This window comes from Pseudomonas sp. SG-MS2, assembly GCF_009933855.1.
Lineage (GTDB): Bacteria > Pseudomonadota > Gammaproteobacteria > Pseudomonadales > Pseudomonadaceae > Aquipseudomonas > Aquipseudomonas putida_E.
Window position 1 is genome coordinate 1 of record NZ_MOMO01000268.1, and the last position, 13189, is coordinate 13189.

A 13189-nucleotide genomic window follows, 5' to 3' on the forward strand; every position below is an offset into this window, starting at 1 on the left:
CCGCCGATGGCCAGGAAGCCTACACCCGCCGTGGTGACCTGCAAGTGGACGGCAGCGGTGCCATGACCGTGGCAGGGCTGCCGGTGATGGGCGATGGCGGCCCCATCAGCGTGCCATTGGGCAGCGAAGTCAGCTTGGGTAGCGACGGCACCATCAGTGTTCGCGAACAGGGCATGGAGCCGCGTGGGCTGAGCCCGGTCGGCAAACTCAAGCTGGTGTCAGCCCTGCCAGGCACCCTGGAAGCGGGCAATGACGGGCTGCTGCGCCAGCCGGCCGACGCCAATGGCATCCATCAGCAGCTGGCGGCCGATGAAAGCCTGCGCGTCACCCCGGGCGCACTGGAGGGCAGCAACGTCAGCCCGACCGGCGCCATGGTGGCCATGATCGACAACGCCCGCCGCTATGAAATGCAGATGAAGGCCATAAGCGCCGCCGACGACAACGCCAAGAGCGCCAATCAGTTGCTCGCCTTGCAGGGCTGAGCCGGGCGCCGAATGAACAGGTAACCGACCGATGATCAGATCACTGTGGACGGCCAAGACCGGGCTTGAGGCCCAGCAAGGGCAGCTCGACGTCATTGCCAACAACCTGGCCAACGTCAGCACCAACGGCTTCAAACGCTCACGCGCCGTGTTCGAGGACCTCGTCTACCAGAACGTGCGCCAGCCGGGGGCTCAGAGCAGCACCGACACCCGGCTGCCTTCAGGTTTGCAGGTCGGCACCGGCGTGCGCCAGGTGGCCACCGAACGCCTGCACACCCAGGGCAACCTGGAAGAGACCAGCAGCTCCAAGGACCTGGCCATCAATGGCCTGGGTTTCTTCGAGGTCGACATGCCCGACGGCTCGACCGCCTACACTCGCGACGGCAGCTTTCAGCTCGACGCCAACGGCGAGATGGTCAGCTCCAATGGCTATAAATTGACGGCAGGGATCACCATTCCGGCCAATGCCACGTCGATTTCCATCAGCACCGACGGCATCGTCTCGGTGACCCAGCCCGACAGCACCGCCTCCACCCAAGTGGGCCAACTGAACCTGGCACTGTTCGTCAACAATGCGGGCCTGCAGAGCATCGGCCAGAACCTGTACCAGGAAACCGATGCTTCCGGCAGCCCCACCGAGACGACACCCGGCCTGAACGGTGGCGGCACTGTCAGCCAGGGCTATGTCGAGACCTCCAACGTCAATGTGGTGGAGGAAATGGTGGGCATGATCCAGACCCAGCGCGCCTATGAAATCAACAGCAAGGCCGTCGAAACCTCCGACGAAATGCTGCAGCGCCTGACCCAGCTCTGATGGCCATGTCCCAACCCCGCAACGCATCGCTCAAGCTCCTGCCCTTCGTTTGCCTGGCCGTGCTGCTCGGCGCTGTGCTATCGGCTGCCGGTTGTGCGCAACTGGTACCAAAGCCAGTGGTGCCCGACGAGTCCATGCAGGTGCCCGACTTGCCCGAACGCCTGGCCAATGGCTCGATCTACCAAGGGCAGCGCGGTTCGCAACCGCTGTTCGAGGACCGCCGCCCGCGGATGGTCGGCGATACGCTGACCGTAGAACTCAACGAGCAGGTCAGCGCCAGCAAGACCTCATCGTCCAATGCCGACCGCAGCGGCAGCCTGGGCCTGGCGTTTTCCACCAGCTCCGACCGTGACTCCAAGGTTGGCAACTACGGCGTGAATGCCTCGACCGACCATGAGTTCGCCGGCAGTGGTGGCTCCAAGGCCAACAACTCGTTCACCGGCACCATTTCGGTCACGGTCATGCAGGTGCTGGCCAACGGCAACTTGAGGGTGCGTGGCGACAAGCAGATCGCCATCAATCAGGGCACCGAGTTCATCCGTTTCTCCGGCGTGGTCAACCCACGCTCGATCACCGGGGAGAACACCGTGCTTTCAAGCCAGGTGTCCCTGGCACGCATCGAGTACGTCGGCGAAGGCTACATCAATGAGGCGCAACGCATGGGCTGGTTGCAACGCGTCATCCTCAACCTGTCACCTTTCTAACGAGCGCATCATGGCCGACTCCCCGTTCACTTCCGGGCTGCGATGCCGACTGCACTGCGCGGCCCGCGCCCTGCGCCCGCTGTTTGGCGCCTTCGCGCTGGTACTGGGCGGCACGGCGCACGCGGAGCAGATCCGCGACATCGCCGATTTCGCCGGCATCCGCAGCAACAACCTTGTGGGCTATGGCCTGGTGGTCGGGCTGGACGGTACAGGCGACCAGACCACCCAAAGCCCCTTTACCGAGCAGGGTCTGACCAACATGCTTTCCCAGCTCGGCGTTACCTTGCCGGCCGGCGCCAACATGCAGATGCGTAACATCGCGGCGGTGATCGTCACCGCCAACCTGCCGCCCCTGACCCGCCCCGGCCAGCAGATCGATGTGGTCGTTTCTTCCATCGGCAACGCCCGCAGCCTCAGGGGTGGAACGCTGTTGATGACCCCGCTCAAAGGTGCCGACGGCGATGTGTATGCCATGGCCCAAGGCAACCTGCTGGTGGGTGGTGCTGGTGCGGCAGCCAATGGCAGCAGCGTGCAGATCAACCAGCTGGCCGGTGGCCGCATCAGCCGCGGGGCAGTGGTGGAGCACAGCGTGCCGCTCGACCTCGGCGCCCAGCACGGCATCCTCGAACTGCAACTACGCGAGCCCGACCCGGCCACCGCGCAGCGGGTAGTGTTCGCCATAAACAGCGTGATGCGCAGCACCGTCGCCTCGGCGGTGGACGGCGGCCTGGTGCAGGTACAAGGGCCGCTCTCGGCCAACGAGCGGGTCAATTTCATGGCCCGGATCGACAGCATCGATGTAATGCCAATGCAGGCACGGCCCAAAGTCATACTCGATTCGCGCACCGGCTCGGTGGTGCTCAATGGCTCGGTGAAGCTGTTCCGTGCCGCCGTGGCCCACGGCGATCTATCGGTCACCATCGACACCACCAACAGCGTCAGCCAGCCAGGCGCCTTGAGCGGCGGACAAACTGCGGCCACCGCCAACAGCGACATATCAATCGAAACCCAGGCCCGCGCCCTGCACGTACTGGAAGGCAGCGCCGACTTGATGGATGTGGTCAAAGGCCTCAACGCCCTGGGTGCCACGCCACAGGACCTGATGGTCATTCTCCAGGCGCTCAAGGCCGCCGGTTCCCTGCGTGCAGAACTGGAGATCATCTGATGAGCATGGCTGATGGCGCGGCGGGGTTCGCGCTCGACGTTCAGGGCCTGCAACGTTTGCGCAGCCAGGCCGGGCGCAGTGGTGAGGCAGGCCTGAAGGAAGCGGCCCGGCAGTTCGAAGCGCTGTTCCTGCAGACGATGCTCAAGAGCATGCGTGCGGCGATACCCAAGTCGGAGCTGTCCAACAACTCGCAAACCCAACTCTATACCGAGATGCTCGACCAGCAATGGGCTCAGAGCCTGGCCGGGCACGGCATGGGCCTGGCCGAGCAACTGACGCGTAGCCTTTCGACAAGCGGGCTGGTGGCCGAGCCCCCGACTGCTGCACAGGAATCGCCCTTCGTCAGCCTGGCCCGACAAACGCCGGCTTTCGATGCCTGGAAGCGCTATGAAGTGCGCGACGAAGCAGCTGGCCGTGCCGAGCATGTCGAGGACTTCGTGGCCCGGCTGGCCGAACCGGCGCGCATGGCCGCACGCAGCAGCGGCGTGCCGGCACAGCTGATTCTTGCCCAGGCCGCTCTGGAGACCGATTGGGGGCGACGGCGCATCACCTCCGCCGACGGCGCGGACAGCCACAACCTGTTCGGTATCAAGGCCGGCGGGCGCTGGCAAGGTGAAACCACGCAGATACAGACCACCGAATACGTCGCCGGCGAGGCACACAAACAGGTGGAGAGCTTCCGCGTCTATCCCCACGCTCAGGCCGCTTTCGACGATTACGCGCGCTTGATCCGCAGCCGCCCCGGTTATGCAGCGGCGCGCAACGCCACAAGCAGCTCAGAGGCAGCGCTAGCGCTGCAGCAAGGCGGGTACGCCACTGACCCACACTATGCCGACAAGCTGATCGCGGTCATGGCGACCATCGGGCCGCTGCCATCTGCCGGGCAGGTAGCACTGGCCAACGACCAATAAGGCCCGCACGCATTTGCCAACGCTTTTGTGCAACCAGCAATGGATAAAGGCTCAAGATGCCCTGACCCGAGGCCGATGTTGCGCAGCATGTAGCCCAGGAGCTTTTCGATGAGCATCATCTCCATTGGCGTCAGCGGCCTCTCGGCGGCCCAGATCGCCCTTGCCACCAGCAGCAACAACACGACCAACGCCTATACCGACGGCTATACCCGCCAGGTCGCCAGTTTCACCGAGTCTGCCTCCGGCAGCGGCGTGCAGGTATCGAGCGTCGACCGCCAGTACAACCAGTTTGTCACCACCCAGCTCAACAGCTCCACCAGTGCAGAAAGCGCGCTGTCCACCTACCAGACCGAGGTCGATCAGATCGACAGCCTGCTGGCCGACAGCGATGCAAGTCTGGATAGCCTGCTGCAAAGTTTCTTCTCGGCCATCCAGACCTTGACCTCAGATGCCAGTGACACGGCCGCACGGGAAGAAGTGGTGGGTGCGGCAGAAACACTGGCCAGCCAGTTCAACCAGCTGGGTAGCTACCTTTCAGCGATGTCGGACGACGTGAACGAGCAGATCGACGATCAGGTCACTCAGATCAACGACCTGAGCGCGCAGATCGCGACCCTCAACGAACAGATCAGCCTGTCCGGGTCGCTCGGCAGCACCTCGAACGACCTGCTCGACCAGCGCGACCTGCTGGTCAGCCAGCTCAGCGAACTGGTTGCGGTAGACGTCACCGTGCAGGACAACGGCAGCTACACGGTATCGCTCAGCAATGGCCTGGCGCTGGTCTCTGCGGGCGACAGCTTCGGACTGACCACCGGTGCCTCCGCCAGCGACCCGAGCGAAGCGTCCATCAGCTATGTCGATGCCGCCGGCAACAGCGTGACGCTGGACGACAGCGTGCTCGACAGTGGCTCGCTCGGCGGCCTGCTGTCATTTCGCGATACCACCCTGGCCGACACCCAGAACCAGTTGGGCCTGATGGCCGTGTCGCTGACCCAGGCCTTCAATACCCTGCAGGCGCAGGGCGTTGACCTCAACGGCGATACCGGCACGGCATTCTTCTCGGTGGCCGACCCGCTGGTATACGGCGACACCGGCAATACCGGCGACGCCACCCTCAGCGCCAGCTTCGGCGATGATGTCAGCGCCCTCACGGCCAGTGATTACACGGTGACCTGGTCCGACAGCGACGGCTTCACCGTCACCCGCAATGACACCGGCGCCAGCGTCGAGGCAAGCTACGACAGCAGCAGCGCGACCCTGAGTTTCGCCGGCATGGACCTTACCGTCAGCGGCACCGCCGAGGACGGCGACAGCTTCCTGGTGCAACCTACCCGCAACGCAGCCAGCAGCTTCACCACGCTGGTTAGTGAGGGCGAGCAGATTGCCGCCGGTACCTCCAGCGGCGGCAGTGACAACACCAATGCACTGGCGATGCTCGACCTGCAAACCAGCGATATCGTCGGCGGCAGTGCAACGCTCAGCGAAACCTACGCATCGCTGGTGAGCGACGTGGGCAGCACCGCAACGCGCGTCGCCGCGCAGCTGGAAACCCAATCGGCGCTGACCGAACAGCTGACCACCCTGCAGCAGTCTGAGTCGGGCGTGAACCTTGATGAGGAAGCGGCCAACCTCATCGTCTACCAGCAGTACTACCAGGCCTGCGCGAAGATCGTCGAAGTGGGTACCACAGTCCTCGACACCATCCTCGACATCAGCTGATTGCCCCCAAAGGAGAGCCCGGCATGCGCCTGAGCAGTGCGACCATCTACAACCAGAACCTCAACTCCATGCTCGCCCAGCAGAGCCAGTACCAGGAGGCGGCCCTGGAGGTATCCAGCGGTACCCGCGTGGTAAACCCCTCGGATGACTCCCTGGCAGCGGCACAAGCGGTCACCGTGCGCCAGTCGATTGCGGCAAACGAGCAGTACGCCGATTCGCGGGCGGCCATCACCACGGCGCTGTCCCAGGAAGAAAGCACCCTGGACAGCATCAATGACGCCATCACCAGCGCCATGAGCCTGGTGGTTGAGGCCGGCAACGGGACCCTCAGCGACGCTGACCGAGAATCGCTGGCCACCTCCCTGCAAGGGGTCTACGACACACTTGTCACCTTGGCCAACAGCACCGACAGTAATGGCAACTACCTGTTTTCCGGCTACCAGAGCCAAAGCCCGGCGTTTGCCGAGAACGCCGATGGCGAGCTGGTTTACCAGGGTGATGACAATGTGGTCTCGCAGCAGGTCAGTGCTACCCAGAGCATGGCCAGCGGCGACAATGGCGCGGCGATCTTCCTTTCGGTTAGCAGCTCCGCCGGTTTCATTGCCGAAGCAGGCGACAACACCGGCACATTGACCTTCGACGGCCCGGATGTCGCCGACACCAGCGCGGCCAACTATGGCGATGCATTCACCCTGACCTTCAGCGTCGCCGACGATGGCAGCACCCAGTACAGCATCGACGGCCAGGACCCGATCAGCTACACCGACGGTGAAACCCTGGAGGTCAATGGCCTGAGCCTGACACTCAGTGGCACACCCGCCGAAGGTGACAGTTTGACGGTCGGTGCTGCTGCCGATGCCGACCCCGACGTGTTCGCCACACTGCAGAACCTGATCAGCGCCTTGCAGACGCCGGTGGAGGACGAGGCGGACCAGGCGGCACTGAGCAACACCCTGTCCACCGCCAGCCGAGAGCTGAGCAATGCCCAGGACAATGTGCTCACCGTCCTCACCTCGGTCGGCACGCGCCTGGGCCAGGTGGAAGTGCTCGATACCATTGGCGACGACCTGGCCCTCAGTTACACCGAGCGGCTCTCCGGGCTGGTGGACGCCGACTACACCGAGTCCATCTCCCGCTACGTGACGCTGCAGGTATCGATGCAAGCGGCTCAGCAGACATTCGCCAGCGTGCAGCAGCTGTCACTCTTCGAGTACATCTGAGCGCTTGCGTAAAACCACAGTGGCGGCCTGCTTCGCACGAAAAACCCGGCGTATCAGGCATGCCCGAGCTGGCCGATCAAGGCCTGCATGAACTGCAGGGCCTGCTGCAACAAGCCCGCAAGGAACTGCCCCAGGTCGCCGACCAGTACCGTCAGCAGCAGCATGCCGACGAACAAGGTTGCCGGAAAGCCGACTGAAAACACTGTGAGCTGCGGGGCGACGCGGTTGAGGATACCCATCGCCAGGTTGATGATCAGCAAGGCCCCGACCATGGGCAACGCCAGCAGCAGGCCAGTCAGGAAGATGCTGCCGCCATGGCGTGCCAGCATGTTCCAGCCCTGGGGGTTGAAACCGAAGTGGCCGATCGGCAATTGGCTGAACGTATTGGCCAGCAGTTCCAGCACCATCAGGTGGCCGCCCAGGGAGAGGAACATCAGGATGGTCACCAGGCTGAGAAAGCGCGACAGCACCTGGCTGTTGGTGCCAGTGTCGGCGGAAAAGAACGACGCGAAGGCCAACCCCATCTGCATGCCACAAATGTCGCCCGCCATTTCCACCGCCGCCAAGGCGATGCGCATGACCATGCCCAGCGACATGCCGATCAGCAGCTGCTCGACGATCACCCCCAGCCCTGCCCAGGAAAACAGGGCGATATCGGGCATCGGCGGCAGGTTGGGTGCCAGCAGGAATGCCAGCAGCAACGCCAACCCGACCTGCACCTGGCTGGGGACATTCTTGTGGCCCAGGATAGGGTCACTCATGAAAAACGCCAGCAGCCTGCAGAACGGCCAGAAAAACGCGCTCACCCAAAGCTGCAACTGATCCCAGCCGACCTCGATCAACTGCGCTCAACCCACCAGCGTCGGCAGGCTGGTGAACAGCGCCCGCGTGTAATCGACCAGCAGCTCCATCAGCATGGGCCCTGCGAGAATCAGCACCAGGCATACTCCAGCGATCTTGGGAATGAAAGACAGGGTGGACTCGTTGATCTGTGTCGCTGCCTGGAACAGGCTCACCAACAGGCCGATGCACAAGGTAACCAATAACAGCGGCGCCGCTATCGTCATGCTCAGGCGCATGCCCTTGTAGGCAAGGTCCATCACCATTTCCGGGGTCATCAAGGCACTCCTCGCAGGCTCATACCGGGTAGAAACTCTGGGCCAGGGAACCCAGCAGCAATTGCCAGCCATCCACCAGCACGAACAACATCAACTTGAAGGGCAAGGAAATGGTCGACGGTGGCACCATCATCATCCCCAGCGCCATCAGCACACTGGCCACCAGGAGGTCGATGATCAGAAACGGGATGAAGATGGTGAAGCCTGCCTGGAAGGCGGTCTTCAGTTCGCTGGTGACGAACGCTGGTAGCAGCACCCGCATGGGCACATCTTCCGGGCCCTTGAGATCATCGATGCGCGCCAGGCGGACATAGAGCGCAAGGTCAGCCTGGCGGGTCTGCGCCAACATGAAGGTACGGAAAGGCTGGCTGGCCTCATCGAGAAACTGCTCGACCCCCATCTGGTCCTGGGAAAAAGGCACCCAGGCTTTCTGGTAAGCCTGCTCAAGCGTGGGCGACATGACGAAAAAGGTCAGGAACAGTGCCAGGCCCAGCAGCACCTGATTGGGCGGAGCACTGGTGGTGCCGATGGCGGTGCGCAGCAAGCCAAGCACAATGATGATACGGGTGAAGCCGGTCATCATCAGCAGCACCGCCGGCAAAAAGGCCATGGCACTGAGCAGCATCAAGGTTTGCAGGCTCAGCGACCATTTCTCGCCACCGGCCTGCCCGGTGAATCCGGACAACCCCTGCATTGCCGGCGCCGCCTCGGCGACCGGCAGCAGCACCAGCAACAGCAGCGGCAACAAGACCAGGCGCGCCGTCCTCATGGTCGGTTCTGCGGGTCGCGCAACCCACCCTGCTTCAAGGCGTCCATCAGACGCAGGGCAAAACCACGTGCAGCGGGCTCCACCGCCGCTTCGGTGCCAGCCACCGGCGCCTCCAGCTCTGACAGGCAGGCGACGTGCTGAGCAGTCACACCCAGCACCAACCAGCGCCCACGCACCTGGACCACCACCACTTTCTCGCGCTGCCCCAGGCGGGTGCTGGCAACGATGTGCACGACCTTTTCCGGCGACGACACACGGGTGCCAAGCCGCGATACCAACCAGCCACACAGCAGCACACAGGCCATCACCAGCCCCAACGCGAAGGCTGTTTTGCCAAGCAGGCTCAGCCCGACCAGGTTGTCAGCCGGCACCCCAAGGCTGGCGGGCACTGCAAGCGCGGTCGCGGTGCTCATCGATTGAGCTTCTGCACGCGCTCGGAGGGCGTGATGATTTCGGTGATGCGAATGCCGTAGCGGTCATCCACGACCACCACTTCGCCCTGAGCGACCAGGTAACTGTTGATCAGAATGTCCATGGGCTCACCCGCCAGGCCATCGAGGGCCAACACCGAGCCCTGAGCCAGCTCCAGCAATTGCTTGATGGTGATGCGCGTGCGCCCCAACTCGACGCTCAGCTTCACCGGGATGTCCATGATCATTTCCAGCTCGCGCGGCGATGCCAGCCCAGGGACTGTGCCCAACGGCTTGAAGATGACGTTGTCCGCCGGGGCTGGCTTCGCCTCATGCTGCTCGGCCAATGCCGTAGCCCAAGGGTCTTGAGCATCATCACCCGCGCCTTGCTCGGCCAGGGCACTGGCCCACTCGTCGTCTTCGTGCGCTTCAGGCTTGTTCGGGTCACTCATGATCGGGTTCCTTGGCTTTGGGCAGGTGGCCCTTGATGAATCGGCTGGAATTGGGCGACTTGCCGATGGAGTGATCGATCAACTCCTTCACCAGCAAGGCGCGGGAGCCGTTGTAACTGCCGAACTCACAGGTCATGACCGGCACGCCGTCGACGCGCACCTTGACGCTTTCGGGCAGGTCGATGGGCAGCACGTCCCCCACTTTCAGTTCCATGACCTGCCCCAGGCGTGCCTGCACCTCGACGAAGTCGGCTATCAGGTCAACCTGCGAATGGGTTATCTCGTCCGCCATGCGCCGGTTCCATTGGCGCTCCTCCTCCGGGTCGGCATCGGTCAGCGGGCCACTGAGCAGTTGGCGCATCGGCTCGATCATCAGGTAGGGGATGACGATGTTGAAATCGCTTGAAAGATTGCCGACCTCCAGGTGGAACGTGGCGTTGACCACGATCTCGTTGGGCGAGCCGGTGATGTTGGCGAACTTGGCCTGCATTTCCGAACGCAGGTAGTCGATCTCCAAGGGGTAAACCGACTTCCAGGCATCGCTGTAGGCATCCACCGTCAGCCCGAGCAAGCGTCGAATGATGCGCAGCTCAGTGTTGGTGAACTCGCGCCCCTCAGACTTGGTCACGAAGCGACCATCGCCACCGAACAGGTTGTCCACCACCATGAACACTACGCTTGGCGGGAATACCACCAGCGCGGTACCGCGCAGCGGCTTCATCGACAGCAGGTTGATGTTGGAAGGCATTGGCAGGTGCAGGGAGAACTCGCTGAAGCTCTGGTAGCCAATGCCTTTGAAGGTGATATCCACGTTGCGCCGGATCAGGTTGAACAGGCTCATGCGGAAATAACGGGCGAAACGGCCGTTGATGATGTCCAGGGTGTGCAAGCGTTCCTGGATCACTCGGTGCTGAGTCGCCGGGTCGTAGCGGCGCACCTGCTCCTCGGGGTGCGGGTAGCCGTCCGGGAAATCCAGGCCGTCGTCATCGCCGATACCGGAGGTGTCCAGATCGTCACCACCGCGCAGCAGCATGTCGATCTCTTCTTGAGAGAGCATGTCGTTGGTAGACATGGCTTACTGCACGATGAAGTCGGTGTAGAGCACGCCGAGCAATGCAGCATCTGGCTGCTCGGTACTCAGGGCACGGCGCAGCAGCTCGAGTATGCGTGCCGCCAACGCTTTTTTACCCTCTGGCGTAGACAGCGCTGTGCTGTCCTGCCCACTCAATACGGTCAGCAGCTGGCTGCGGATTTTCGGCATATACAGCTCCAGCAACTTGCGGGTCGCTTCATTGCCCACTTCCAGGTTGAAGCCCACGTAGAGCATGGCCGGCTCATCATTGGCGCTGTGCAGGTTGACGGTCATGGGGGCGACGTTCACCAGCAGCAGTACCGCAGGAGCCGTGCGGGTCGCTTGGGTATGGGCCCGCTCACGCATCACGTAGGTGTACACACCCGCAGAACTGGCAGCGGCGGCAACCAGGGCCAATGGAATGAACCAGAGCCAGATTTTCTTGGTGGTAGTGGGCATGGACAGCTGCCTTGGGAATGGGAAAGCGTTTCGAAAGGGCGCAAGTATGCCCACCAGGCGCCCCGTGCCATGGGCTGATTAGCGAGGGTTTAGGGCGTTAACTTGCGGCTTTGCAGGGGGGGTTCACAGGTACAGGTCGACCCCAGCGCCGGAGTGGGTTGTCTGAGGCGCCTGTACCGTTGCGCTGGCCTGGGCTACCCGCGGGGCGCGCGCCTCGCCACCGCTGCCTGACGACTCCCGCCGCGGCTGTTCACCCGCAGCCTGACGGGACGCACCATCGTTGACCGATGTTTCGCCAAGGCTCAGGCCCTGGGCCGCCAAAGCACCCTGCAACTGCGGCAGCGCTTGCTCAACAGCCGCGCGCACCGACGCGTGGGCAGACTGGAACTGCGCCTGGATGCCACCCTCGCTGACACTGAGGCTGATCGACAGCGGCCCGAGATCGGCTGGATGCAACTGCATGTCAACCTGCTGCTCCCCACGCCGGACCATACCGATCACCTGCTGGCCCAAGTCGTCCTGCCAGGCGTCGGTGCCCAGCGTCGTGGTAATGGATGATGCAGCGCCATCGCTGGCTGGGCTGACGATGCTTCCCACCACGCTGGAATTCGATGCCGGGATGCCTGATAGCGAAGGCTGCTCCCAATTGGCTGGCGCAGAGACGGAGCCGTCACCCTGGACGCGGCCAACACCTTCGCTTGGTGCTTCAGCCGCCGGCGCGAGCTCGGCCGGGTTGTCTACACCCTCACTTGCCTGCGCCTCTAAGGGCTGCGTAGCGCTCTGCAGCCATTGCAGTTCGGTGGCCTGCCCCGGGTCATCCGCAACACCGAAGCCAGATGCCGCTTCTGCGCTTGCGGCAGGCGCCTGCACCCACGCCACCGCAGGCGTGAGGGCGAGCATGCCGGAGGCCATTTGGCCGGCGCTGTCGATCAGGTCCAGGCGCTGACGGATCGCGTCCAGCGAATCCGCCGATTGTGGCGTGTCATCATCGGCGACATCGCCCTGCTCCTTGCTGCCCCCCGGGGCTGCAACCGGGGCCTTGATATCCAAAGGCTGCACCTCGCCATCGTCGACGCTCTCAGCCCCGCTTTCGTCGACCGCGGCTACTGCCGGCGTGGCCTCAGGTTCAGCCTGCACCGCCGCTCTGATGACCTGCTCGGTAGCGGGCGCAGCGCTCGCTTGCAGCTCAAGCGCCGCCCCCTCAACCGTTGACGTCAGGCCGTCATTACCGGCGGCAGTCAGGGGCTGGGCAGGGGCGGCACCCGGTGCCGGCACCAAAGGCCCTGGGGCAGCGGCTCCGGTGCCGGCCTCGCTGATTTCGGCCTGCTGCAGAGCAACAGCGAAAGCTCCAGGTCCGCTGTCGCCGACACTGTCGCCGCCTGCGGCCTGCAGTGATACCGCAGACGCAGGGGATATGGCGGTGATGATGTCCATGGTGNGGCGCGAGCGGCCAGCCAGTTCATCGGTACGCCTCTGTTCGGCGCGCCCGGCAAGCAGCCGGCCCTGCTCCACACGGCGGGCCAGCAGCGTTTGCAGGGCATTGACCTTGCGCCAGGCCTGCCGCCAGGTGTCCTGGTGTTGGGCCAGTTGGGCGCGGTGGCGGTTCAAGTTGCCCTCTGCCCGCTCGATGGCCCCTTCCAGCGACTTGAGGAAGCCGCGGTAGTTGGCCAGCGTAGAGGGGCTCATGCCGGCACCGGCCAACTCCTGCTGCAGGCCTTGGCGATACTCGCGCTGATACTGGTCCAACAGGCGCAGCTGTTCGGTCATCTGCTGCTCTGCGCGGCGGCTCTGGGCCAGCGCATTGGCCGCGGTCTCGCGGCTGCGCTCGGTGAGTTCGATGAGCAGCTGGAGTGACTCATGGGCCATGGGTGCATGCCTGCCTTAGCGTGGTTGC

General features: G+C 63.6%; 15 protein-coding genes. 7 read left to right on the top strand and 8 right to left on the bottom strand.

From position 1 onward, the window contains the following. From BLX42_RS25680 to flgL, 7 genes are all read left to right on the top strand, one after another. Nucleotides 1–482 (top strand): flagellar basal body rod C-terminal domain-containing protein (locus BLX42_RS25680; protein ID WP_306092930.1); only part of this gene is annotated, 482 nt, incomplete at its 5' end. A gap of 31 nt (nt 483–513) precedes the next feature. Continuing rightward, the gene (gene flgG, locus BLX42_RS25685; RefSeq protein ID WP_046786939.1) at nt 514–1296 is read left to right on the top strand and encodes a flagellar basal-body rod protein FlgG; all 783 of its coding nucleotides are present in this window, start codon (nt 514–516) and stop codon (nt 1294–1296) included. 5 nt (nt 1297–1301) lie between these two features. Next, complete coding sequence (locus BLX42_RS25690; RefSeq protein ID WP_177010140.1) at nt 1302–2000, top strand: flagellar basal body L-ring protein FlgH; 699 nt, start codon at nt 1302–1304, stop codon at nt 1998–2000. Between the two features lie 10 nt (nt 2001–2010). Beyond that, entirely contained in the window at nt 2011–3165 is a 1155-nt protein-coding gene (locus BLX42_RS25695) for a flagellar basal body P-ring protein FlgI (protein WP_080952146.1), read from the top strand. After that, nucleotides 3165–4076, top strand: coding sequence for a flagellar assembly peptidoglycan hydrolase FlgJ (gene flgJ / locus BLX42_RS25700; protein ID WP_256345718.1), 912 nt, complete (start codon nt 3165–3167; stop codon nt 4074–4076). The genes BLX42_RS25695 and flgJ overlap by 1 nt, the downstream gene beginning before the upstream one ends. 108 nt (nt 4077–4184) lie before the next feature. Next, complete coding sequence (gene flgK, locus BLX42_RS25705) at nt 4185–5795, top strand: flagellar hook-associated protein FlgK (protein WP_161872933.1); 1611 nt, start codon at nt 4185–4187, stop codon at nt 5793–5795. Between the two features lie 23 nt (nt 5796–5818). After that, nucleotides 5819–7015: a flagellar hook-associated protein FlgL gene (flgL, locus tag BLX42_RS25710; RefSeq protein ID WP_161872934.1), complete on the top strand. Its 1197-nt coding sequence runs from the start codon at nt 5819–5821 to the stop codon at nt 7013–7015. A 53-nt stretch (nt 7016–7068) separates the two neighbouring features. Here the strand turns inward: flgL and fliR are convergent, their stop codons facing one another. The 8 genes from fliR to fliJ form a co-directional block, all read right to left on the bottom strand. Next, nucleotides 7069–7821 (bottom strand): flagellar biosynthetic protein FliR, encoded by a 753-nt coding sequence (fliR, locus tag BLX42_RS25715; protein WP_256672116.1) that lies wholly within the window; start codon nt 7819–7821, stop codon nt 7069–7071. A 42-nt stretch (nt 7822–7863) separates the two neighbouring features. Beyond that, nucleotides 7864–8133, bottom strand: coding sequence for a flagellar biosynthesis protein FliQ (gene fliQ, locus BLX42_RS25720; RefSeq protein WP_046786934.1), 270 nt, complete (start codon nt 8131–8133; stop codon nt 7864–7866). 19 nt (nt 8134–8152) lie between these two features. Next, nucleotides 8153–8902 carry a flagellar type III secretion system pore protein FliP gene (fliP, locus tag BLX42_RS25725; RefSeq protein ID WP_046786933.1) on the bottom strand — a complete coding sequence of 250 codons (750 nt, stop codon included), beginning with the start codon at nt 8900–8902 and terminating at the stop codon, nt 8153–8155. Continuing rightward, the gene (gene fliO, locus BLX42_RS25730) at nt 8899–9315 is read right to left on the bottom strand and encodes a flagellar biosynthetic protein FliO (protein ID WP_046786932.1); all 417 of its coding nucleotides are present in this window, start codon (nt 9313–9315) and stop codon (nt 8899–8901) included. Before fliO ends, fliP begins: the two co-directional genes overlap by 4 nt. After that, a complete protein-coding gene (fliN, locus tag BLX42_RS25735) occupies nt 9312–9764 on the bottom strand; it encodes a flagellar motor switch protein FliN (RefSeq protein ID WP_161872936.1) in 453 nt (150 codons plus the stop codon). The genes fliO and fliN overlap by 4 nt, the downstream gene beginning before the upstream one ends. Then, nucleotides 9757–10836, bottom strand: a complete 1080-nt coding sequence (fliM, locus tag BLX42_RS25740) for a flagellar motor switch protein FliM (protein WP_046786930.1) — start codon at nt 10834–10836, stop codon at nt 9757–9759. The genes fliN and fliM overlap by 8 nt, the downstream gene beginning before the upstream one ends. Nucleotides 10837–10839: 3 nt before the next feature. Then, a complete protein-coding gene (locus tag BLX42_RS25745) occupies nt 10840–11295 on the bottom strand; it encodes a flagellar basal body-associated FliL family protein (protein WP_046786929.1) in 456 nt (151 codons plus the stop codon). Nucleotides 11296–11418: 123 nt separating this feature from the next. Then, entirely contained in the window at nt 11419–13161 is a 1743-nt protein-coding gene (gene fliJ / locus BLX42_RS25750) for a flagellar export protein FliJ (RefSeq protein WP_161872937.1), read from the bottom strand. Nucleotides 13162–13189 lie beyond the last annotated feature (28 nt).